Source organism: Qipengyuania pelagi, assembly GCF_009827295.1.
GTDB classification, from domain to species: domain Bacteria; phylum Pseudomonadota; class Alphaproteobacteria; order Sphingomonadales; family Sphingomonadaceae; genus Qipengyuania; species Qipengyuania pelagi.
Genome location: NZ_WTYD01000001.1, coordinates 272,865 through 291,806 on the forward strand (window position 1 = coordinate 272,865; position 18,942 = coordinate 291,806).

Annotated in this window: 28 protein-coding genes; 8 read left to right on the top strand and 20 right to left on the bottom strand. The window is 64.8% G+C overall.

The window, feature by feature from the left end; genetic code table 11:
* Positions 1–236 precede the first annotated feature (236 nt).
* The 8 genes from GRI47_RS01370 to leuC form a co-directional block, all read right to left on the bottom strand.
* Positions 237–1,016 (bottom strand): NUDIX hydrolase, encoded by a 780-nt coding sequence (locus GRI47_RS01370; RefSeq protein WP_160659611.1) that lies wholly within the window; start codon positions 1,014–1,016, stop codon positions 237–239.
* A 295-nt stretch (positions 1,017–1,311) separates the two neighbouring features.
* The gene (grxD, locus tag GRI47_RS01375) at positions 1,312–1,641 is read right to left on the bottom strand and encodes a Grx4 family monothiol glutaredoxin (protein WP_160659612.1); all 330 of its coding nucleotides are present in this window, start codon (positions 1,639–1,641) and stop codon (positions 1,312–1,314) included.
* Between the two features lie 36 nt (positions 1,642–1,677).
* Positions 1,678–1,914, bottom strand: coding sequence for a BolA family protein (locus GRI47_RS01380; protein WP_160659613.1), 237 nt, complete (start codon positions 1,912–1,914; stop codon positions 1,678–1,680).
* A 4-nt stretch (positions 1,915–1,918) separates the two neighbouring features.
* Entirely contained in the window at positions 1,919–2,257 is a 339-nt protein-coding gene (locus GRI47_RS01385; protein ID WP_160661240.1) for an ATPase inhibitor subunit zeta, read from the bottom strand.
* Positions 2,258–2,338: 81 nt separating this feature from the next.
* On the bottom strand, positions 2,339–3,334 hold the full coding sequence (locus tag GRI47_RS01390) for an NADPH:quinone oxidoreductase family protein (RefSeq protein ID WP_160659614.1): 996 nt from the start codon (positions 3,332–3,334) through the stop codon (positions 2,339–2,341).
* A gap of 38 nt (positions 3,335–3,372) precedes the next feature.
* Positions 3,373–3,978, bottom strand: a complete 606-nt coding sequence (gene leuD, locus GRI47_RS01395; RefSeq protein ID WP_160659615.1) for a 3-isopropylmalate dehydratase small subunit — start codon at positions 3,976–3,978, stop codon at positions 3,373–3,375.
* Complete coding sequence (locus tag GRI47_RS01400; RefSeq protein ID WP_160659616.1) at positions 3,978–4,142, bottom strand: isopropylmalate isomerase; 165 nt, start codon at positions 4,140–4,142, stop codon at positions 3,978–3,980. Before GRI47_RS01400 ends, leuD begins: the two co-directional genes overlap by 1 nt.
* Before the next feature lie 50 nt (positions 4,143–4,192).
* Positions 4,193–5,632 (bottom strand): 3-isopropylmalate dehydratase large subunit, encoded by a 1,440-nt coding sequence (gene leuC / locus GRI47_RS01405; RefSeq protein ID WP_160661241.1) that lies wholly within the window; start codon positions 5,630–5,632, stop codon positions 4,193–4,195.
* A gap of 114 nt (positions 5,633–5,746) precedes the next feature.
* Here leuC and GRI47_RS01410 point away from each other — a divergent pair, with 114 nt between their 5' ends.
* The 3 genes from GRI47_RS01410 (at position 5,747) to GRI47_RS01420 (ending at position 7,545) form a co-directional block, all read left to right on the top strand.
* Complete coding sequence (locus tag GRI47_RS01410; protein ID WP_160659617.1) at positions 5,747–6,169, top strand: acyl-CoA thioesterase; 423 nt, start codon at positions 5,747–5,749, stop codon at positions 6,167–6,169.
* Between the two features lie 84 nt (positions 6,170–6,253).
* Positions 6,254–7,036 (top strand): fatty acid desaturase, encoded by a 783-nt coding sequence (locus GRI47_RS01415; protein WP_160659618.1) that lies wholly within the window; start codon positions 6,254–6,256, stop codon positions 7,034–7,036.
* A complete protein-coding gene (locus GRI47_RS01420; protein ID WP_337190616.1) occupies positions 7,033–7,545 on the top strand; it encodes a sterol desaturase family protein in 513 nt (170 codons plus the stop codon). Before GRI47_RS01415 ends, GRI47_RS01420 begins: the two co-directional genes overlap by 4 nt.
* A gap of 3 nt (positions 7,546–7,548) precedes the next feature.
* On the opposite strand, the gene GRI47_RS01425 is transcribed toward GRI47_RS01420, so the two are convergent.
* From GRI47_RS01425 to GRI47_RS01480, 12 genes are read right to left on the bottom strand one after another with little or no spacing between them, the layout of a single operon-like run.
* Positions 7,549–7,896, bottom strand: coding sequence for a YbaN family protein (locus GRI47_RS01425; RefSeq protein ID WP_160659620.1), 348 nt, complete (start codon positions 7,894–7,896; stop codon positions 7,549–7,551).
* Between the two features lie 18 nt (positions 7,897–7,914).
* Positions 7,915–8,319: a SufE family protein gene (locus GRI47_RS01430; protein WP_160659621.1), complete on the bottom strand. Its 405-nt coding sequence runs from the start codon at positions 8,317–8,319 to the stop codon at positions 7,915–7,917.
* A 24-nt stretch (positions 8,320–8,343) separates the two neighbouring features.
* On the bottom strand, positions 8,344–8,577 hold the full coding sequence (locus GRI47_RS01435) for a hypothetical protein (protein WP_160659622.1): 234 nt from the start codon (positions 8,575–8,577) through the stop codon (positions 8,344–8,346).
* Positions 8,578–8,616: 39 nt separating this feature from the next.
* A complete protein-coding gene (locus GRI47_RS01440) occupies positions 8,617–8,937 on the bottom strand; it encodes a hypothetical protein (protein ID WP_160659623.1) in 321 nt (106 codons plus the stop codon).
* The gene (locus tag GRI47_RS01445; RefSeq protein WP_160659624.1) at positions 8,934–9,221 is read right to left on the bottom strand and encodes a hypothetical protein; all 288 of its coding nucleotides are present in this window, start codon (positions 9,219–9,221) and stop codon (positions 8,934–8,936) included. Before GRI47_RS01445 ends, GRI47_RS01440 begins: the two co-directional genes overlap by 4 nt.
* Positions 9,221–9,562: a hypothetical protein gene (locus GRI47_RS01450; RefSeq protein WP_419956974.1), complete on the bottom strand. Its 342-nt coding sequence runs from the start codon at positions 9,560–9,562 to the stop codon at positions 9,221–9,223. Before GRI47_RS01450 ends, GRI47_RS01445 begins: the two co-directional genes overlap by 1 nt.
* On the bottom strand, positions 9,559–9,879 hold the full coding sequence (locus GRI47_RS01455; RefSeq protein ID WP_160659625.1) for a hypothetical protein: 321 nt from the start codon (positions 9,877–9,879) through the stop codon (positions 9,559–9,561). The genes GRI47_RS01450 and GRI47_RS01455 overlap by 4 nt, the downstream gene beginning before the upstream one ends.
* Positions 9,879–10,196, bottom strand: coding sequence for a hypothetical protein (locus GRI47_RS01460; RefSeq protein ID WP_160659626.1), 318 nt, complete (start codon positions 10,194–10,196; stop codon positions 9,879–9,881). Before GRI47_RS01460 ends, GRI47_RS01455 begins: the two co-directional genes overlap by 1 nt.
* A 36-nt stretch (positions 10,197–10,232) precedes the next feature.
* Positions 10,233–10,607 (bottom strand): envelope stress response membrane protein PspC, encoded by a 375-nt coding sequence (pspC, locus tag GRI47_RS01465; protein ID WP_160659627.1) that lies wholly within the window; start codon positions 10,605–10,607, stop codon positions 10,233–10,235.
* Entirely contained in the window at positions 10,604–10,900 is a 297-nt protein-coding gene (pspB, locus tag GRI47_RS01470; RefSeq protein ID WP_160659628.1) for an envelope stress response membrane protein PspB, read from the bottom strand. Before pspB ends, pspC begins: the two co-directional genes overlap by 4 nt.
* 3 nt (positions 10,901–10,903) lie before the next feature.
* On the bottom strand, positions 10,904–11,827 hold the full coding sequence (pspA, locus tag GRI47_RS01475; RefSeq protein ID WP_419956975.1) for a phage shock protein PspA: 924 nt from the start codon (positions 11,825–11,827) through the stop codon (positions 10,904–10,906).
* Entirely contained in the window at positions 11,824–12,015 is a 192-nt protein-coding gene (locus tag GRI47_RS01480) for a hypothetical protein (RefSeq protein ID WP_160659629.1), read from the bottom strand. The genes pspA and GRI47_RS01480 overlap by 4 nt, the downstream gene beginning before the upstream one ends.
* 122 nt (positions 12,016–12,137) lie before the next feature.
* Between GRI47_RS01480 and pspF the strand changes: the two genes are divergently transcribed.
* The 5 genes from pspF (at position 12,138) to infB (ending at position 18,926) form a co-directional block, all read left to right on the top strand.
* Entirely contained in the window at positions 12,138–13,160 is a 1,023-nt protein-coding gene (gene pspF, locus GRI47_RS01485) for a phage shock protein operon transcriptional activator (RefSeq protein ID WP_160659630.1), read from the top strand.
* 132 nt (positions 13,161–13,292) lie between these two features.
* The gene (gene rimP, locus GRI47_RS01490) at positions 13,293–13,856 is read left to right on the top strand and encodes a ribosome maturation protein RimP (protein WP_160659631.1); all 564 of its coding nucleotides are present in this window, start codon (positions 13,293–13,295) and stop codon (positions 13,854–13,856) included.
* Positions 13,856–15,520, top strand: a complete 1,665-nt coding sequence (gene nusA, locus GRI47_RS01495) for a transcription termination factor NusA (RefSeq protein ID WP_160659632.1) — start codon at positions 13,856–13,858, stop codon at positions 15,518–15,520. Before rimP ends, nusA begins: the two co-directional genes overlap by 1 nt.
* The gene (locus GRI47_RS01500; RefSeq protein WP_160659633.1) at positions 15,501–16,349 is read left to right on the top strand and encodes a DUF448 domain-containing protein; all 849 of its coding nucleotides are present in this window, start codon (positions 15,501–15,503) and stop codon (positions 16,347–16,349) included. Before nusA ends, GRI47_RS01500 begins: the two co-directional genes overlap by 20 nt.
* Positions 16,350–18,926 (top strand): translation initiation factor IF-2, encoded by a 2,577-nt coding sequence (infB, locus tag GRI47_RS01505; protein ID WP_160659634.1) that lies wholly within the window; start codon positions 16,350–16,352, stop codon positions 18,924–18,926.
* The last annotated feature ends 16 nt before the right edge of the window (positions 18,927–18,942 follow it).

The following is an 18,942-nucleotide window of genomic DNA, read 5'->3' on the forward strand; positions in this document are numbered from 1 at the left end:
TGTGGACGGTTGTGGTCAGAGCCGGGTCGGAGGCTCCACCCTCCCTCCTGGCTCGCCTGTTACCTTATCGGCAATAGGTAACAGATTAGGTAACCCGGTCCCGGATAATATGCAATAGCTTCGGACGTAGGCGGACGCTTTTCTCTCGGCGAGAGACGCCTTCGGACCTTAGCGGATGCTTATCGACCTAACTTCTAATCTTGAGGCAGCAGGTTCGAGTCCTGCCGGGCGCGCCATCAACCCCGCATCGCGCTGTCGAGTATTTCCTCCGTGACCGGATAGCCGGCGTCATCTGGGATGCGCAGGACCGGATGCGGGCCGCTTTTATCGATTTCAGGCGTGATCGTCCTGACCGGAATCGCCTCGGCATGGGCGCGGGCCTCGTCATAGCTTGCGAATTGGGCGAGCCGTTCGAGGTTGCGCCGAGTCGGGAAGATCACCGAAATCTCGCCCCGGTCGGCCATGGCGAGCGCATCCTTGGCGCTGGTCCAGAACAGGCTTGTGTTCTCGGTCTCGTCCACGGCGACGTCCACGGCACCCGTGCCCAGATCGGCGAGATAGAAGCGGGTGTCGAAGATCCGGTCATGCGCCAGACCGAGAGGAAGCCAGCGGGCGAAGGGAATCAGCGCGGCGGGATCGAGGCTCCAGCCGAAGCTTTCGAGCACCGGCGCCAGCGCGCCCTTTTCCAGCGCCAGCTTGCGCGCGTCGGCGGCGCGGTCCGCATCGATCGTGCCCGTCAGGCCGAGCGCCAGCCCGGTCTCTTCCAGCGTCTCGCGGATCGCGGCGATGCGGTGCGCCAGTTCGTCATGCTCATCCTCCCCTGCGTCCGGGACCGATTGCGCCGCCAGATCGCGGTCCTCGGGATCGACGCGGCCACCCGGGAAGACGGCCATGCCGCCCGCGAAGCGCAATTGCCGGGACCGCACCACCATCAGGATCTCGGGTTCGGGCGCGGCCCGTCCCTCGCGGAAGACGACCAGCGTGGCGGCGGGAATCGGATCGGAGGGTGGGGGCATTAGGGCTTTAGTGCCTGCCGCGCGCGATTCTGCCAAGCGGGGCGGACCGGTCGATCATGCCGGTGTCGGAAAAATTTACATCGCTTGCGTTTGGTAGCGATGCGTTAACCATCGCAGGGTTAGGATATTGGTCGAAACGGGGATTTGGCACGTTGTGTGCTAATCTTGGCCTGTCTCAAATGTCTTCGATCAGAAGCGGGCCATTCTGGTTCTTGGCTCGCTTCCCGCAAAAAGAAGCCCCCGCGATTTGGTCGTCGCGGGGGTTTTCTTTTGTCCGGGATATCGGGGAAATCGCTCAGGAAGCCTTGGCGACCTGCTTTTCGTCCATCAGCGCCTGCATTTCACCGGCTTCGAACATCTCCATCATGATGTCGCTGCCGCCGACGAATTCGCCCTTCACATAGAGCTGTGGAATGGTCGGCCAGTCGGAATAGGCCTTGATCCCCTGGCGGATTTCCATGTCCTGCAACACGTCGACGCTTTCATAGCCGACACCGCAATGGTCGAGGATGGCGACCGCGCGGCTGGAAAAGCCGCATTGCGGGAAAAGCGGCGTGCCCTTCATGAAAAGCACCACGTCGTTGGAGCCGACAATGTCGGAAATGCGGGCGTTTGCGTCGGCCATGAGACCAGATCCTCGAATAATTGCGTTCAAATCCGGTCAGGACGTGGGGGCTTGCGTGGTCAGTTGCAAGGCGTGGAGTTCGCCGCCCATGCGCGTGCCGAGGGCCTCGTAGACGAGCTTGTGCTGCTGGACCCGGCTCTTGCCCGCGAAAGCGGGGCTGACGACATGGGCGGCGTAATGATCGCCGTCGCCTGCCAGATCGCGGATCGTGACTTCGGCGTCGGGGAGGCCTTCGCGGATCAGCCGCTCGATTTCGTCTGCTGCCATCGGCATCGGATCAGACCTGACCGTCGCGCGCTTCGCCCATGAACTGGCGGCGCGCCTCGACACTGCATTCGCTCAGCTTGGCGCGGATATCGGCTTCGCTGACATCGCAGTCGGCGGCGGTCAGATCGCCGAGCAGCTTGCGGACCACGTCCTCGTCACCGGCTTCCTCGAAATCGGCCTGGACGACGGCCTTTTTATAGGCGTCGGTTTCTTCCTCGCTTAGATTCATCAGGCCCGCCGCCCATTCGCCGAGCAGGCGGTTGCGACGCGCGGCGATCTTGAAGGCGTTTTCCTCGTCAAAGGCGAACTTGGCTTCCTCGCCGCGCTCACGATCCTTGAAGTCCATAATCCGTATCCTCTGGAAAAAAACAGGTCGCCGCGCAGATAGGCGCGCCTTGAGGCGCGGGCAAGCCGGTCGCGGCGCCAAGCGCTACATCGTGACGACCAGCTTGCCGATCGCGCTGCGGCTTTCGAGCTTGGCGATCGCCTCATGCGCCTTGTCGAGCGGATAGGTCTCGCTGATCAGCGGGGCGATCTTTCCGTCCTGCCAGAGCTGGAAGAGTTCGGCGATGTTGGCGGCGTTCTTCTCCGGCTCACGCGCGGTGAAGGCGCCCCAGAACACGCCGCGAATGTCGCAGCTTTTGAGGAGCGTCAGGTTGAGCGGCATCTTGGCGATCCCTGCGGGGAAGCCGATGACGAGGAAGCGTCCCTCCCACGCGATCGCGCGCAGGGCCGGTTCGGAATAATCGCCGCCCACGATATCGTAGACGATATCCGCCCCGTTCGGGCCGACCGCCTCCTTGAACTGCTGGGCGAGCGCCTTCGACTGGTCCTTGTCGAAGGGTGCGCGGGGGTAGATGACGATCTCGTCGGCACCGGCCTTCTTCGCGACCTCGCCCTTTTCCTGCGTGGAGACGGCGGCGACCACGCGCGCACCATAGGCCTTGGCGAGTTCCACCGCCGAAAGGCCCACGCCGCCCGCCGCGCCGAGCACCAGCACGGTTTCGCCAGCCTTGATGTCGCCGCGATCCTTGAGGCCGTGAATGGTCGTCCCGTAGGTCATCAGCAGCGCGCTCGCCTGCACGAGGTCGATCCCCTCGGGCACTTTGAAGAGCCGCGCCGCGGGCACCACGACCTGTTCGCGCAGGCCCCCTGCGCCGATCCCGGCAATCACCCGGTCACCGACCTGCCAGCCCGACACGCCTTCGCCGAGCGCGGCCACCGTCCCCGAAATCTCGCCGCCGGGCGAGAAGGGGCGGGGCGGCTTCATCTGGTACATATCCTTGATGATAAGGCTGTCGGGAAAATTGATCGCGCACGCCGCGACCTCGATCAGCACCTCGCCCTGGTCGGGCGTGGGACTGTCCAGATCCTCGACCACGAGGGTGTCGGGTCCGCCGACTTCTTTCGACAGGACTGCTTTCATGGCGGCTCTCTCCTAGATTTTTTAGTTTTTCTGTAGGTCTATGGGGCGTTTGCGACCAGCGGACGATCCAGCCAGGGAAGGTCCTGCGCACGCCCCGCTTCGTGATGCGTGATCGCATCCGCGCTGGCGAGCGTCAGGCCGATCTCGTCCAGCCCCTCCAGCAGGCAGCGCTTGCGAAACGGGTCCACATCGAAGGCGAAACGGTCCTGAAACGGGGTCGTAACGACCTGGTTCTCGAGATCGATCGTGATCGGGTGGGTCTGCGCTACCTCGAGCAGGCGATCGACCTGATCCTGCGGCAGTTCGACCGCGAGAATCCCGTTCTTGAAGGCATTGCCTGAAAAGATGTCGGAAAAGCTGGGCGCGATCACCGCGGTCAGCCCCATGTCGAGCATCGCCCAGGCGGCGTGTTCGCGGCTCGACCCGCAGCCGAAATTATCGCCCGCGATCAGGATGGGCGCGCCTGCGAAATCCTCCACGTCGAAGGGGTTTCCGGGCGCCTGGCGGATGGTTTCGAACGCGCCTTTGCCCAGGCCTTCGCGGGTGACCGTCTTGAGCCAGTGCGCGGGGATGATGACGTCGGTGTCGACGTTCTTGAGGCCCAGCGGAATGGCGCGACCGTGGATGGTGGAAACGGCGCGCATCAATCGGTTTCGGGCGCTTCCCCGGAAGGGATCGGACCCGGCTGGTGTGGTTTGTTGCGATCGGACTTCTGCTTGCGCTTGCCTGCATAGAGCAGGGCGGCGGCGATGGCGGCGGAGCCGATCGCGCCTGCGATGGCGGCGGTGGATTTGGGAAGTTTGCTCATGCGGGTCTCATGCGGAAGGGTAAGGGGGCTGGCAAGATCAAAGGGCCGATTTACAGCTGGCGCACATCCGCGATCCGGCCCGTCACCGCGGCAGCGGCGGCCATGGCCGGGCTCATCAGATGGGTGCGCGCGCCGGGGCCCTGGCGGCCGACGAAATTGCGGTTCGAGGTGCTGGCGCAGCGTTCGCCCGGCGGTACCTTGTCGGGGTTCATGGCGAGGCAGGCCGAACAGCCCGGCTCGCGCCATTCGAACCCGGCGTCGGTGAAGACCTTGTCGAGGCCTTCCTCTTCCGCCTGGCGCTTGACGAGGCCCGATCCCGGCACCGCGATGGCCCAGCGCACATTGGCCGCCTTGGTCCGCCCGCGCAGCACCTCGGCAGCGGCGCGCAGATCCTCGATCCGGCTGTTGGTGCAGCTGCCGATGAACACGTTCTCGATTGCCACGTCCGCAATCGGCGTTCCCGGTTCGAGACCCATGTAATCGAGGCTCTTGCGCGCGGCGGCCTGCTTGGACGGGTCGGCGAAGCTGTCGGGCGCGGGCACGCTGCCGCCCACCGCCACCACGTCTTCGGGGCTGGTTCCCCAGCTGACCGTGGGTTCGACATCGGCGGCGTCGATCACGACCGATTTGTCGAACACCGCGCCCTCGTCCGTGCGGAGCGAGCGCCACCATGCGACCGCGCGATCCCAGGCTTCGCCCTGCGGGGCGTAGTGACGGCCCTTGAGATAGGAAAAGACGGTCTCGTCGGGCGCGATCAGGCCGGCACGCGCGCCGCCTTCGATCGACATGTTGCAGACCGTCAGCCGCCCTTCGACGCTCATCCGTTCGAACACGTCCCCACGATATTCGATCACATGGCCCGTCCCGCCGCCCGTGCCGATCACGCCGATGATGTGCAGGATCAGGTCCTTTGGCGTGACACCGGGTCCGAGTTTGCCCTCGACGCGGATTTCCATCGTCTTCGAGCGACGCAATTGCAGCGTCTGGGTCGCCAGCACGTGTTCGACCTCGCTGGTGCCGATCCCGAAGGCGAGCGCGCCGACCCCGCCATGGGCGGCGGTGTGCGAATCGCCGCACACGATCGTCGCGCCGGGAAGCGAGAAGCCCTGTTCCGGGCCGACGACGTGGACGATCCCCTGTTCGGGCGCGACCGCGTCGATATAGCGGATGCCGAAGGCGGGTGCGTTGCGCTCCAGCGCGGCGAGCTGCGCGGCGCTCTGCGGATCCTCGATGGGAAGCCGTGCCCCGTTGGGCGCGAGGCGTGCGGTGGTCGGCAGGTTGTGGTCGGGCACGGCCAGCGTCAGGTCGGGCCTGCGCACAGTGCGCCCGGCGAGGCGCAGCGCCTCGAACGCCTGCGGGCTGGTGACTTCGTGGACGAGATGCCGGTCGATATAGACGAGGCAGGTATCGTCCGAGGCGGGATCGTCGGGCTGCGCCACGACATGGGCGTCCCAGATCTTTTCGTAGAGGGTGCGGGGGCGGCTGGCCATCATGAGGCTTTTTCTGCGGCAGCCTCGCCCCGCGCGCAAGGCACCAGCGCCCTTCCTCGCAATGGCTTTACGAATGTCATGGAAAGGTAAGGTTTAATGCGCTAACTGACACATATGTCAGCAAAGCCCTTCAGCCATCCGATTACCGTCCAACCCGAAGACATCGACTTCATGGGCCATGTCAACAATGCCCGCTATCTCGGCTGGGTGCAGGACACGGTGCTCGCCCATTGGCAGAAACTCGCGCCTGCCGAAGAGGTCGCGAGCAAGGCGTGGGTCGCGCTGAAGCACGAGATCACATATCGCCGCCCCGCTTTCCTGCATGACGCGGTGATCGCCGAAACCGTGCTGGAAAAGATCGCGGGCGCCCGTTCGTTCTACAACACGGTCATCCGCCGGGGCGAGGAAGTGCTGGCCGAGGTGCAGAGCATGTGGTGCTGCCTCGACAGCGAAACGCATCGCCCGGCGCGCATCAGCCGCCATGTGGCGGAAACCTTTTTCGGAATGCCGGCCAAGGCGAAGACCACCGGGGCCTGACGCCCAAGGGCCTGACGCGCAAGGGCTTGGCACCCGGGCCCTGAATGTTTTGCGCTTGAAGGGGCGCGGCCCTATATCCGCGCCATGCGAAGCCGGACCGAGACAGACATCGCGCCCACCGGGCGGCGACAGCAGGCGGCGACGGGGCTATTCCTGACAGCAGCGATATTCGCCGCGTGGCTGGCGCTGCATCTCTATGGGATGTTCGGTTTCGTCCTGAGCTGGAGCAGCCTGCCGCTCGCCCTGATCCTCGCGGTGCTGCTTTGCTGGCTCTCGGTCGGGATGTTCATCGCCAGCCATGATGCCATGCACGGATCGCTGGTGCCCGGCGGCGGGGCGATCAACGATTGGGTCGGGGGCTTCCTCCTGTTCGTCTATGCGGGCTTCGGCTGGAAGCGGATGCGCGCGGCGCATTTTGCGCACCATACGGCCCCCGGCACGGCGGGCGACCCCGATTTCAGCGTCGATCATCCCACGAGGTTCTGGCCGTGGTATGCGGTGTTCCTGCGCCGGTATTTCGGCTGGCAGTCGATAGCCTTCGTCGGCACGGTGGTAACGGTCTATTGGCTGGTCGCGGGCGTGCCGGTCGTCAATATCGTAATCCTCTACGGACTGCCCGCGATCGCTTCCTCGCTCCAGCTGTTTTACTTCGGGACCTATCGGCCCCACCGCCATGACGCGGACGGCTTCAGCGACCGACACAATGCGCGCAGCGACGATCTGGGCACGCTCGCCTCGCTGGCGTCGTGTTTCCATTTCGGGTATCATCACGAACACCATCGCGCGCCGCATATCCCATGGTGGGGCCTGCCCGCCGCGCGTCGCGCGCTGATCGAACGAGACCGCCTTCAAGAGACCCGCCCGTGAGCCTTCCCGCCATTCTCCTCACCATAGTCCTGTCGATCGTCGGCATGGAGATCTTCGCCTGGTGGGCGCACAAATACGTGATGCACGGCTGGGGCTGGGGGTGGCACCGCGACCATCACGAACCGCACGACAACGCGCTGGAGAAGAACGATCTCTACGCGGTCACCTTCGGGACGATCGTGTTCATAATGTTCGCGGTGGGATATTTCGTGTCCGAACTGCTGTGGTGGATCGCCTTCGGGATCACCTGCTACGGCCTGATCTATACCATCGTCCATGACGGGCTGGTGCATCAGCGCTATTTCAAATGGGTGCCCAAGAGCGGCTATGCCAAGCGGCTGGTGCAGGCGCACAAGCTGCATCATGCGACGATCGGCAAGGAAGGCGGGGTCAGCTTCGGTTTCGTCTTCGCGGGCCATCCGGCGAAGCTGAAGGCCGAATTGAAGCGCCAGCGCGAAGCGGGCGTGGCGGTGGTGCGCGACAGCGCGGGGATCGACAGGGTCCGCTAGACCCTATTCAGGGCGGGTGGCGATCCAGCTGCCGGTGATTGCCAGCACGGCGATCGAAATCCAGTGATAGGGCGCACCCAGCGTCCACCAGGTCAGCACCGCGCCCGCCACCAGCGAGGCGATCGCCAGGTATTTCGCGCGCCGCCCGATCGCGCGCCGCGCCCGCCAGTCGCGGATCGGCGGGCCCCAGCGAGGATGGTCGAGCAAGCGTTTCTCCCAGACGGGATTACCGCGCGCGAACAGGAAGGCGGCGAGCAGCAGGAAGGGGACGGTGGGGAGCAGGGGCAGGAATGCGCCGATTATGCCGAGGCCCAGGCTGACGAGACCGAGCGCGAGATAGAGGCGGCGCATGGCGCGCTTGCGGCGCGCTCAGGAAGCGAGCCGCGCGGCGTGTTCCTGCACGAGGGCGATCATATTGGGCACGCCCTGGGTCCGATTGCTCGAGAGCTGGTTCCTGAGATCGAACGGGGCGAGCGCTTCGGCGACGTCCATCCTGGCGACTTCGCTGGCGGGCCTGTCCTGCACCGCCGCGACCACGAGCGCGACGATCCCCTTGGTGATCGCGGCATTGCTGTCGGCGAGGAAATGCAGCTTCCCCGCATCGCCGGTGGGATAGACCCATACCGCCGCCGAACAGCCGCGCACCAGAGTCGCGTCGGTCTTCAACGCATCGGGCATGGGTTCGAGATCGCGACCCAGCTCGATCAGCAGGCGATAGCGTTCGTCGCCTTCGAGAAATTCGTATTCTTCGGCAATGTCATCGAGTGAGCGCATGAGCCGCCATCTAGGCGCTTCGCGTCACAATTCCACCCCGCTCGCGATCGCTTCCAGTTTGCGGATGCGTTCCTTCAGATCGGATATCTCGATCCGGGCGGCGCCGATGGTGCTGCCGCGCTCGGGCTCGCTGCGCCCTTCGGCCAGTTCGCGCTCCTTCAGCGCCAGCCAGCCGCGCCAGCCGACCAGCAGGGCCGTGGCCGTTATCGCGAGCCCGATCAGGGCGGCGACCGCGATGATGATGGTGGGGTCGAACATTTCCCTCATGTCCTTTCCTCGAAGGGGCCTTGATGCCCTTTAGTCCTTGTCGTGTTTCTCGCCCTCGGTGCGCAGCGCGTCGATCTCGGCGGAAAGCCGCCGCGTCTCGCGCGCGTCGAGGGAATTGCTGTCGGTGGCGATGCGTTCGAGCACGCGGATGCGCTCGCGCAGATTTTCGATTTCGCGCCGCATCTCGCACGCCTCGCCTGGGTCGCGGTCGTCATGTCGGGCGGGAGGGAAGACCGGATTGCCGTCCTCGTCCCGCGTCACGCCCAGCGCGCCGTCATGGCGCCGAGTGTAGATCTGCACGATCCCCCAGATGACGATGCCCACCAGCGCGACCAGAGCCCAGCCGGTCATTGCACGCTCTCCTCCAGCTCATTGCCGTCGCGCAGATCCTCGATCTGCATGGCGAGATCGGAGCCGCGATCGATGGCGATGCGTTCGAGAACGCGCACGCGGGCTTCCAGCTTCTGCGCCTTGGCGGCGTATTGCGCGGCCTGTTCGGCGGTCTTGTTGGCCATCAGCTCCATCTGCCTCTCCTTGTGCTTGAGCCAGGCCTGGAAACTGTCCTGCGCCATGCCCAGGACGATGGCGACCAGTGCCACGGTGCCGATCGTGATGGGGATGATTTCCCAGCCCATCAGTTCGCCTCCTGGCCTTTGTCCTTCAGCCGCTCGAATTCGTGGCTGAGCTGATAGCCGCTGTCGGTGACGATGCGTTCGACATTGGCGAGCCGGTCCTTCATCGCGCCCATCTCGGCGCGCAGCTGGGCGTTTTCCTGCGTCAGCAGTGCCACGCGCTCCTGCGCCTGGCTGGTGGTTCCCGGCTTCAGGGACTGTCCCCACATCCCTTCGAGGGGATAGCCGTTCTTGATCTTGAGCCGGGTCGTGTGGACCGACGCAAGAATCCCCGCCGCGCCGAGCGTGAACGCGCCGCCGATGATCCAGCCGAGATAGGGGAGGAAATCCGTGAACTGCATCATGCCCTCTCCCTGCCCTGCGGCGCGTCCTGTTTGCGGCGATCGTCGCGCAGCGCCTCGATCTCTTCCGACAGCGAATAGCCGCGGTCGGTCACGATCTTTTCAAGCACGATCATGCGATCCTGCATGGTGTCGAGCTTGTCGTTGAGCTCGCGGTTCTCCTCGCGAAGCCGCTTGTTCTCCTCGGTATCGGTCTTTTCGACCAGGCCGCCCCAATCGTTTTCAAGCGGGTAGCCGTGCTTGGCGCGGATCCAGTTGTTGATCAGCCAGCCCACGGTCACGGCGAGCACGATCAGCGCGATCATGATTTCGCGGTCCATTACACTCTCTCCCGCTTTTCGAAGCTCAGCGGTGTGCCGCTATCATCGGTTTCGACGCTTCGGACGTCGCGCAGCGCCTCGATCTGGGTGGCGACGTCATAGCCTTTGTCGGTAACGATGCGTTCGAGGACGCGGACCCGGTCTTCGAGCTTCTGGACCTGGCTGGCATATTGGGCGGCACGTTCGGCGGTGTGCTGGGCGGTGGCGGAAACCTGCATTTCCGCAACCTTGATCTTCTGCTTCGACCAGATCGCGACCATTGGAATGCCGCACCCCATGACGATACCTGCAAGCGGTATCAAAATCCCCAGATCCATCGTAATTTCCTCCTGTTCCCCTTAGTTCCGCGCCCCTCAGCGCAGGCGCTCGATCTCTGCGGTGAGGCGCGGGTTCGAGCTGACGTAGAAATGTTCGACCTCGGCGAGGCGGCGGTCCACGTCCTTCATCTTGGCGCGGATTTCGCGGGCCGTGCGCTTCGGGCTCTGCCGGACGCGCTGCCAGTACCGGTTCTCGTCCTGATCGGCGTAGAGATAGGGCGGCTTCTTATCGAGCAGCAGGCCGGCGATGAAATAGGCGGGCAGGGCGAATCCGGTGATGAGGACCATGATGACGACCGCCATGCGCAGCCAGAACACATTGACCCCGGTATAATCCGCGAGGCCCGAGCACACGCCCATCAGCTTCGCATTCTGCTTGTCGCGATAGAGAGTGGTGCGGGGGCTGTTCATTTCATCGATCCTTTCTTCTCGGCCATCATCTGCTCGAGTTCGCGCAGCTGCTGGTTGTCGACCTCGCTGTCGTGGACGAGGCGGGCGGGCTTGAAATCGGCGTTGTCGCTGGCGACCAGGCGCTCGACCGTGTCCATGCGCTCATCGAGGCGCTTGGCGAGGTTGTAGAGCTCTTCGAGCAGGACCTCGTCATCGCTGGTGATCGAAGCGGAGGTCTTCCACTTGGTCACGTAATGCATGACGATCCACGGCAGGGCGATAAAGATCGCGACGACGGCAAAGACTTCTTCCATGGATCAACCCTCCTTGTTTCCGGCGTCTTCGGGCTTGCCGAGCGCCTTTTTCATCTGTGCCAGTTCGTCGTCGATCGCGTCCGAGCCTTCCAGCGCGGCGATCTCGTCGGCGAGGCTGTTCTTGTCGCTGTTGTCGGCGATCGAGAGCGCATCGGCGCGCCCTTCGGCGTAATCGACCCGGCGCTCCAGCTGGTCGAAGCGCGCCAGAGCCTCGTCGGTCCGCTCGGTGCTCATCAGCGTGCGCAGCTTGACGCGGTTCTCCGCGCTTTCGAGGCGGGCGGCGATGGCGGTCTGGCGGCTGCGCGCCTCACGCAGGCGGTTCTGCAATTTGGCGATATCCTGCTCGTAGGCGCGCAGGGCATCGTCGAGCACCGAGATCTCCTGCTTCAGCTGGTCGGAGATATCGGCGGCCTTCTTCTTTTCGACGAGCGCCGCGCGGGCCAGATCCTCGCGATCCTTCGACAGAGCGAGCTGCGCCTTTTCGGACCAGTCGGCCTGCAACCGGTCGAGCTGCACGGTCTTGCGGTGCATTTCCTTCTGGTCGGCGATGGTGCGCGCCGCGCTGGCGCGGACTTCGACGAGCGTTTCTTCCATTTCGAGGATGATCATGCGGATCATCTTCGAAGGGTCGTCCGCCTTGTCGAGCATATCGTTGAAATTGGCCGCGATGATGTCGCGGGTGCGGCTGAATATTCCCATCAAAGGTGCTCCGTTGGAAAAGAATTCGTTGAGTTTCGCTTCGACCCTGGCGCCGTCCATCCAGTCTCCGGCCGACATTCTGTCCGATCGGTCGGACTGGCGATCACGCTGGGTCGGGGTGGGGGACCGGCGCAGGCGCTCGACCTCTTCCTCGATCCGCGAGGGGCGGCGTTCTGGCCGCAGATTGCTGTTGTCCCTCATCAGGCGGGGGTCCTCACGATCGCTCATGCCAGTTCCACCTGGGCGAACCCGCTGATCGGCGGCGCGGGCGGGTTTGCCGGGGCCTGGCCTTGGAAAGCGATGAAAGTGACCATCGCGGCCACGCTGACCATCGCGGCGTGGCCGAGGCGGGTGCGGAAGAAGCGAAGGTCGTACATGGTTCTGATCTTTCCGGTCTGGTTTCGTGTGTTGTTCATAGATTAGCAAGCTGTATGCCAAATCACATAAGATACTGATAAAAAGAGACATTCTATAATTCGACGAACGACATTGCGGTGCCAGTTGCCAAGATATGGGAATTTTCGCTAATCCATGGGCTATGGAGCGGGAAAATCAGTTCGTCGGGCAATCTGGTGCCTTTCTCGACGCGGTCGAGCGGACCAGCCGTGCCGCACCGATGCGGCGTCCGGTTCTGATCATTGGCGAGCGCGGAACGGGCAAGGAATTGATTGCCGAACGCCTCCATCGCCTGTCGACCCGCTGGGACGAACCGCTCGTCACGATGAACTGCGCCGCTCTGCCCGAAACGCTGATCGAGGCCGAATTGTTCGGGCACGAGGCGGGCGCCTTCACCGGCGCCACGAAGCAGCGCGTCGGCCGGTTCGAGGAGGCGGACAAGGGCACGCTGTTCCTCGACGAATTGGGCACGCTGTCGATGGGCGCGCAGGAGAGATTGCTGCGTGCGGTCGAATACGGCGAGGTCACGCGCATCGGCGCGAGCCGCCCGGTCCGCGTGGACGTGCGCATCGTCGCCGCCACCAATGAGGATCTTCCGACCAAGGCCGAGCGCGGCGATTTTCGCGCCGACCTGCTCGATCGCCTGAGTTTCGAGGTTATAACCCTGCCGCCTTTGCGGGTGCGCGAAGGCGATATAGCGGTTCTCTCCGAATATTTCGGGCGTCGCATGGCGGCGGAGATCGGCTGGGAAGGGTGGCCTGGTTTTGCCGACCACATCCGCGAACAGATGGAACAGCACCCCTGGCCGGGCAATGTCCGCGAGCTGCGCAATGTGGTCGAACGCGCGGTCTATCGCTGGGACGATTGGGGAAATCCGATCGGCCATGTCGTCTTCGACCCGTTCGACAGCCCGTGGAAGCCCGCCGCGCCGCCCCTGCGCGCCGAGCCACGCGGCCCGTCGGCACCCGCCCGCGAATCGAGCGGGCCCGATTACGATTCGATCGCCGATCTGCGCGCAGCGGTGGACGAGCACGAGCGCGCGATCGTGGAACACGCGCTCGGCAAGCACCGCTGGAACCAGCGCCAGACCGCCAAGGCGCTAGGCCTCAGCTACGACCAGCTACGCCACTGCATCAAGAAGCACGGGCTGGGCGAAAGCGATTGAGCTTGCCATTACTGTGCGTGAAGGTTAGGTAGACTGACATCCCGACATTGTCGCGACACTGGAGGGGCTGGCGCCGCGAGGGGCCGGCCACGAAGGCCTGTCGCTGCGATGCCTTGCAAATCTGGAGAGCGAATGGCCGATCTGGCGCGTCTGACCGAAGTGATCGAACCCGAAGCGGCCGCGCTGGGTTTCGAACTCGTGCGCGTGAAGATCATGCCGTCCGAAGCCGGCGACGGCGCCCAGGCGCTGCAGATCATGGCCGAGGATCCGAAGACCGGGCAGCTCGTGATCGAACAATGCGCCGCCCTCTCGCGCCGCGTCTCCGACCGGATCGACGCGCTGGAGGAAGAGGGCGAGGTGCTGATCGACGGGGCCTATCACCTCGAAGTCAGCTCGCCCGGTATCGATCGTCCGCTGACCCGCGCAAAGGATTTCTCCGCCTGGGCGGGGCATGAAACCAAGATCGCGATGGACAAGGCCTGGAACGGCCAGCGCAATCTGCGCGGCGAACTTGTCGGGATAGAGGATGGTATGGTCACCATCGTCGATCGCAAGGCGGGCGAGACCAGCGTCCCCCGCGAAAAGATTCATTCGGCGCAGCTCGTCTTGACCGACGCGCTGATCGCCGCCACCCAGCCGCTCGACACGAGCGGTGCCGACGAAATCGTCGAAACTGAAGAAAAGGCAGACGACTGATGGCCAGTGCCATTTCCGCCAACAAGGCCGAACTCCTCGCGATCGCCAATTCGGTCGCATCCGAGAAGATGATCGACAAGTCCATCGTGATCGAAGCGATGGAAGAGGCGATCCAGAAGGCCGCGCGTGCGCGCTACGGCGCCGAGAACGACATCCGCGCCAAGCTCGATCCCAATAGCGGCGACCTGCGCCTGTGGCGCGTCGTCGAAGTGGTCGAGGAGGTCGAGGATTATTTCAAGCAGGTCGATCTCGCCGCCGCGCAAAAGCTCGACAAGGATGCGAAGCTGGGCGATTTCATCGTCGATCCGCTGCCGCCGGTTGATCTCGGCCGCATCGACGCGCAGTCCGCCAAGCAGGTGATCTTCCAGAAGGTCCGCGATGCCGAGCGTGAGCGCCAGTACGAGGAATTCAAGGACCGCGCGGGCGAAGTCATCACCGGCGTCATCAAGTCGGTCGAATTCGGCCATGTCATCGTCAATCTCGGCCGGGCCGAAGGCGTCATTCGCCGCGACCAGCAGATCCCGCGCGAAGCCGCCCGTGTGGGCGAGCGGGTGCGCGCGCTGATCACCAAGGTGGAGCGCAACAATCGCGGCCCGCAGATCTTCCTCAGCCGTGCCGCGCCTGAATTCATGAAGAAGCTGTTCGCGCAGGAAGTGCCCGAAATCTACGACGGCATCATCGAGATCAAGGCCGCCGCCCGCGATCCGGGCAGCCGCGCCAAGATCGGCGTTATCTCGCATGACAGCTCGATCGACCCGGTCGGCGCCTGCGTCGGCATGAAGGGCAGCCGCGTCCAGGCGGTCGTCCAGGAATTGCAGGGCGAGAAGATCGACATCATCCCCTGGAGCGAGGAGCAGGCGACCTTCATCGTCAACGCGCTCCAGCCCGCCACCGTCGCGCGCGTCGTGCTCGACGAGGAAGAGGGCCGCATCGAAGTCGTCGTGCCCGACGATCAGCTGTCTCTGGCGATCGGCCGTCGCGGCCAGAACGTGCGTCTCGCCAGCCAGCTGACCGGTCACCAGATCGACATCATGACCGAGGAAGAGGCGAGCGAGAAGCGGTCGAAGGAATTCGCCGAACGCTCCAAGATGTTCGAGGAAGAACTCGACGTCGACGAGACGCTGTCGCAGCTGCTGGTGGCCGAAGGCTTCGCCGAGCTGGACGAGGTCGCCTATGTCGAACTCGACGAACTGGCCGCGATCGAAGGCTTCGACGAGGAGCTGGCCGAGGAATTGCAGAGCCGCGCGGTCGAAGCGATCGAGCGCCAGGAAGCCGCGCATCGCGAGACGCGCCGCGAACTGGGCGTCGAGGACGATCTCGCCGAACTGCCGCACCTCACCGAACAGATGCTGGTCGTGCTCGGCAAGGCGGGGATCAAGACGCTCGACGATCTGGCCGATCTCGCCACCGACGAACTGATCGCCAAGAAGCGCGAGGCGCCGCGTCGCCGCCAGCCCGCTGGCGACATGAGCGGCCCGCCGATGCGCCGTCCGGCGCAGCGTCCCGAAGACAAGGGCGGGGTGCTCGGCGAATTTGGCCTGAACGAAGAGCAGGGCAACGAGATCATCATGGCCGCCCGCGCCCACTGGTTCGAAGATGAGGAACCGGCTCCCGCCGCCTCCTCCGATTCACAGGAGGCCGCTCATGCGGACTCCGAACAATGAGCGCCTAGCGTCCCAGACAGACCGAGCCGACCCGATCTCGTCCCCTGAAGGGGACGGGGCGGGGAAGGGTGCGCCCGCAAAGCGCCAACAGTCCGAAGGCAAGCAGAACGAGCGGCGCTGCATCCTTGCGGGCGAATCGTCGCCGCGCGAGGGGCTGATCCGCCTCGCCGTGTCGCCTTCGGGCCTGGTCCTACCCGATGTGCAGGCCAAGGCTCCGGGCCGTGGTGCGTGGATCGGCGTTACGCGCGCCGAGCTTGAGGAGGCGATGGCCAAGGGGCGGCTAAAGGCCGCGCTCGCCCGCGCCTTCAAGTCCGGCGATCTCGAAATCCCTGCCGACCTGCCCGAAAAGATCGAAAGCGCGCTCGCGCGCGTCCTGCTCGACCGGCTGGGGCTGGAACTGAGAGCGGGAAGCCTTATCTTGGGCACCCAGCGCATCGCCGAAGCGGCGCGCGGGGGCGCGGTCGAACTGCTGGCTCATGCCAGCGATGCCAGCGAAGACGGGCGCAAGAAGCTCGACCAGGCATGGCGCGTCGGCGCCGAGCGCGAGGGCAGCGGCGATCGCGGCCTCGTCTTGCCGCTGGACCGCATGGCGTTGTCTGTGGCATTGGGCCGCGAGAATGTGGTGCATCTGGCCGTGGGACATCCCAGGGCGGCGGCGCGGATCGCGGGGCTTCTCCAGCGCCTGATCCATTTCAGCGGGGATGCGACCGATGCTCAAGCACCGGAAGCGGCCACGAATACGAACGATACGCAGAGCGATTTGAACGATGGCGCGGCCCCCATCGGGGCGGGCCGCGAGATGACGAATACGGAAGAAAGAACGAGCTAGATGAGCGACGACGACAAGAAACCTGCCCGCAAGCCGCTGTCCCTCAAGGGCAGCCAGCCGGGCGAGGTCAAGCAGACCTTCAGCCATGGCCGCACCAACAAGGTCGCGGTCGAGGTGAAGCGGCGCCGCAAGCTCGTGAAGCCGGGCGAGGCGCCCGAGCCTGCACCTGCGCCTGCCGCAGCGCCCGCACCGGCGCCTGCCCCGGCCCCGGCGCCCGCTCCGGTCGCCAAGGCTCCCGCGCCCAAGCGTCCCGCGCCGTCTGACGAGACGCCGCAGGAGCGTGTCGCCCGTCTCCAGCGCGAGGCGGAGGAAGATCGCCTGCGTCTGGCCGAGGAAGCGCGCGTCCGCGAGGAACGCGAAGCGAAGCAGGCGGTCGAGGACGAGAAGAAGCGCGCCGAGACCAAGGCTCAGGAAAAGGAAGCGCAGAAGGAAGCCGAGGCACAGGCCGAGAAGGCCGCCGCCGAGCGCGCTGAGGAAGAGGCTCAGTCCGCTCCGGCCGAAAATCAGGATTCAAGTTCTGATGCTACCGGCGAAGCCGCCACCGACGCGGCAGGCGAAGGTGCGCCCGCCGCACCCGCGCCGCGCCGCTTCACGCCCGTCGCGCGTCCCGAGCCCAAGCGCCCGGAAAAGCCCAAGAAGGACGACAAGAAGGCGCGCACCGTCACGACTGCGGAGCGTCCCGACAAGCGCCGTTCGGGCAAACTGTCCGTCACCAAGGCTCTGAACGAGGACGAGGGCCGCCGCGCCCGTTCGCTCGCCGCGCTGAAGCGTGCGCGCGAAAAGGAGCGTCGCGGTCAGGGCGGCCCCAGCAAGCCGCGCGAGAAGCAGGTGCGCGACGTGGTCGTGCCCGAAGCGATCACCGTGCAGGAACTCGCCAACCGCATGGCCGAAAAGGGCGCGGACCTGGTGAAGGAATTGTTCAATCTCGGCATGATGGTCACCGTCAACCAGACGATCGACCAGGACACCGCCGAATTGCTGGTCGACCAGTTCGGCCACAACGTCCAGCGCGTGTCCGAAGCCGATGTCGACATCGTCAATGAGGACGATAGCGATCCCGAAGAAACGCTGCGTCCGCGTCCGCCGGTCGTTACCATCATGGGCCATGTCGATCACGGCAAGACCAGCCTGCTCGACGCGCTGCGCGGGGCGAATGTGGTGAAGGGCGAAGCCGGGGGCATCACCCAGCATATCGGCAGCTATCAGGTGAAGACGAAGAAGGGCGATGCGATCACCTTCCTCGACACGCCGGGCCACGCCGCCTTCACCCAGATGCGCGCGCGCGGTGCGAACGTCACCGATATCGTCGTGCTGGTGGTCGCCGCCGACGATGGCGTGATGCCGCAGACGATCGAGGCGATCAATCACACCAAGGCCGCCGGTGTCCCGATGATCGTGGCGATCAACAAGGTCGACAAGCCCGAAGCCAATCCCGACAATATCCGCAACCGCCTGCTCGAACACGAGGTCATCGTGGAGAAGATGTCCGGCGATACGCAGGACGTCGAAATCTCCGCCAAGGAGAAGACCGGGCTCGACGAGCTGCTCGAGGCGATCAATCTCCAGGCCGAACTGCTCGAACTGAAGGCGCGCCCCGATCGCGAGGCCGAGGCGACCGTGATCGAAGCGCAGCTCGACAAGGGCCGCGGCCCGGTCGCGACCGTGCTCGTCACGCGCGGCACGCTGAAGCGTGGCGACACCTTCGTGGTCGGCACTCAGAGCGGCCGCGTCCGCGCGATCGTCAACGATCAGGGCAAGCAGATCAAGGAAGCCGGGCCGTCCATGCCGGTCGAGGTCCTGGGCCTTGGCGGAGTGCCCAATGCGGGCGACACGCTGACCGTGGTCGAGAACGAACAGCGCGCCCGCGAGGTCGCCGAGTTCCGCCAGTCCAAGGCGACCGAGAAGCGCACCGCGCTCGCCCCCACCAATTTCGACACCATGTTCGCTGGCCTCCAGTCGAACGTGATCGAATTCCCGGTGCTGGTGAAGGCGGACGTGCAGGGATCGGTCGAAGCGATCAATGCGGCGCTCCACAACCTGTCGAACGACGACATCAAGGTGCGCGTTCTGCACGCGGGCGTCGGCGCGATCACCGAAAGCGACGTCCAGCTGGCCGCTGCCAGCAAGGCGCCGATCATCGGCTTCAACGTGCGCCCCAATCCCAAGGCGCGCGAATTGGTCAAGCGCGACAATGTCGAGATGAAGTATTTCGACGTGATCTACCACCTCACGGAGGAGATCACGAAGGAGATGCTCGGCGAGCTCGGACCGCTCAAGGTCGAGAACGTCATCGGCCGCGCCGAGGTCAAGGAAGTCTTCAAGTCCGGCAAGAAGGACAAGGCGGCGGGTCTGCTCGTGGTCGAAGGCGTTATTCGCAAGGGCGTCCATGCCCGCCTCACGCGCGACGACGTCATCGTCTCGGCCACGACCATCCAGTCGCTGCGCCGCTTCAAGGACGATGTCGACGAGGTCCGCTCGGGTCTCGAATGCGGCGTCGTGCTGGCGGATACGAACGACATCCGCGCGGGCGACCAGCTCGAAGTGTTCGAGGTGACGGAGCAAGAGCGGACTCTCTAGTCCGCTCGCCCACCCT

Bases quoted from the DNA above. Each gene is read 5' to 3' on its own strand.
- pspA (WP_419956975.1), bottom strand. From the start codon at position 11,827: ATGAGCGATCGTGAGGACCCCCGCCTGATGAGGGACAACAGCAATCTG.
- nusA (WP_160659632.1), top strand. From the start codon at position 13,856: ATGGCCAGTGCCATTTCCGCCAACAAGGCCGAACTCCTCGCGATCGCC.
- GRI47_RS01390 (WP_160659614.1), bottom strand. From the start codon at position 3,334: ATGAAAGCAGTCCTGTCGAAAGAAGTCGGCGGACCCGACACCCTCGTG.
- GRI47_RS01450 (WP_419956974.1), bottom strand. From the start codon at position 9,562: ATGATGCAGTTCACGGATTTCCTCCCCTATCTCGGCTGGATCATCGGC.
- GRI47_RS01455 (WP_160659625.1), bottom strand. From the start codon at position 9,879: ATGGACCGCGAAATCATGATCGCGCTGATCGTGCTCGCCGTGACCGTG.
- infB (WP_160659634.1), top strand. From the start codon at position 16,350: ATGAGCGACGACGACAAGAAACCTGCCCGCAAGCCGCTGTCCCTCAAG.
- GRI47_RS01400 (WP_160659616.1), bottom strand. From the start codon at position 4,142: ATGAGCAAACTTCCCAAATCCACCGCCGCCATCGCAGGCGCGATCGGC.
- grxD (WP_160659612.1), bottom strand. From the start codon at position 1,641: ATGGCCGACGCAAACGCCCGCATTTCCGACATTGTCGGCTCCAACGAC.
- pspB (WP_160659628.1), bottom strand. From the start codon at position 10,900: ATGGAAGAAGTCTTTGCCGTCGTCGCGATCTTTATCGCCCTGCCGTGG.
- pspF (WP_160659630.1), top strand. From the start codon at position 12,138: ATGGAGCGGGAAAATCAGTTCGTCGGGCAATCTGGTGCCTTTCTCGAC.
- GRI47_RS01430 (WP_160659621.1), bottom strand. From the start codon at position 8,319: ATGCGCTCACTCGATGACATTGCCGAAGAATACGAATTTCTCGAAGGC.
- GRI47_RS01380 (WP_160659613.1), bottom strand. From the start codon at position 1,914: ATGCCGATGGCAGCAGACGAAATCGAGCGGCTGATCCGCGAAGGCCTC.
- GRI47_RS01440 (WP_160659623.1), bottom strand. From the start codon at position 8,937: ATGACCGGCTGGGCTCTGGTCGCGCTGGTGGGCATCGTCATCTGGGGG.
- GRI47_RS01435 (WP_160659622.1), bottom strand. From the start codon at position 8,577: ATGTTCGACCCCACCATCATCATCGCGGTCGCCGCCCTGATCGGGCTC.
- leuC (WP_160661241.1), bottom strand. From the start codon at position 5,632: ATGGCCAGCCGCCCCCGCACCCTCTACGAAAAGATCTGGGACGCCCAT.
- GRI47_RS01445 (WP_160659624.1), bottom strand. From the start codon at position 9,221: ATGGGCTGGGAAATCATCCCCATCACGATCGGCACCGTGGCACTGGTC.
- leuD (WP_160659615.1), bottom strand. From the start codon at position 3,978: ATGCGCGCCGTTTCCACCATCCACGGTCGCGCCATTCCGCTGGGCCTC.
- GRI47_RS01460 (WP_160659626.1), bottom strand. From the start codon at position 10,196: ATGGATCTGGGGATTTTGATACCGCTTGCAGGTATCGTCATGGGGTGC.
- GRI47_RS01480 (WP_160659629.1), bottom strand. From the start codon at position 12,015: ATGAACAACACACGAAACCAGACCGGAAAGATCAGAACCATGTACGAC.
- GRI47_RS01370 (WP_160659611.1), bottom strand. From the start codon at position 1,016: ATGCCCCCACCCTCCGATCCGATTCCCGCCGCCACGCTGGTCGTCTTC.
- pspC (WP_160659627.1), bottom strand. From the start codon at position 10,607: ATGAACAGCCCCCGCACCACTCTCTATCGCGACAAGCAGAATGCGAAG.
- rimP (WP_160659631.1), top strand. From the start codon at position 13,293: ATGGCCGATCTGGCGCGTCTGACCGAAGTGATCGAACCCGAAGCGGCC.
- GRI47_RS01410 (WP_160659617.1), top strand. From the start codon at position 5,747: ATGTCAGCAAAGCCCTTCAGCCATCCGATTACCGTCCAACCCGAAGAC.
- GRI47_RS01425 (WP_160659620.1), bottom strand. From the start codon at position 7,896: ATGCGCCGCCTCTATCTCGCGCTCGGTCTCGTCAGCCTGGGCCTCGGC.
- GRI47_RS01500 (WP_160659633.1), top strand. From the start codon at position 15,501: ATGCGGACTCCGAACAATGAGCGCCTAGCGTCCCAGACAGACCGAGCC.
- GRI47_RS01415 (WP_160659618.1), top strand. From the start codon at position 6,254: ATGCGAAGCCGGACCGAGACAGACATCGCGCCCACCGGGCGGCGACAG.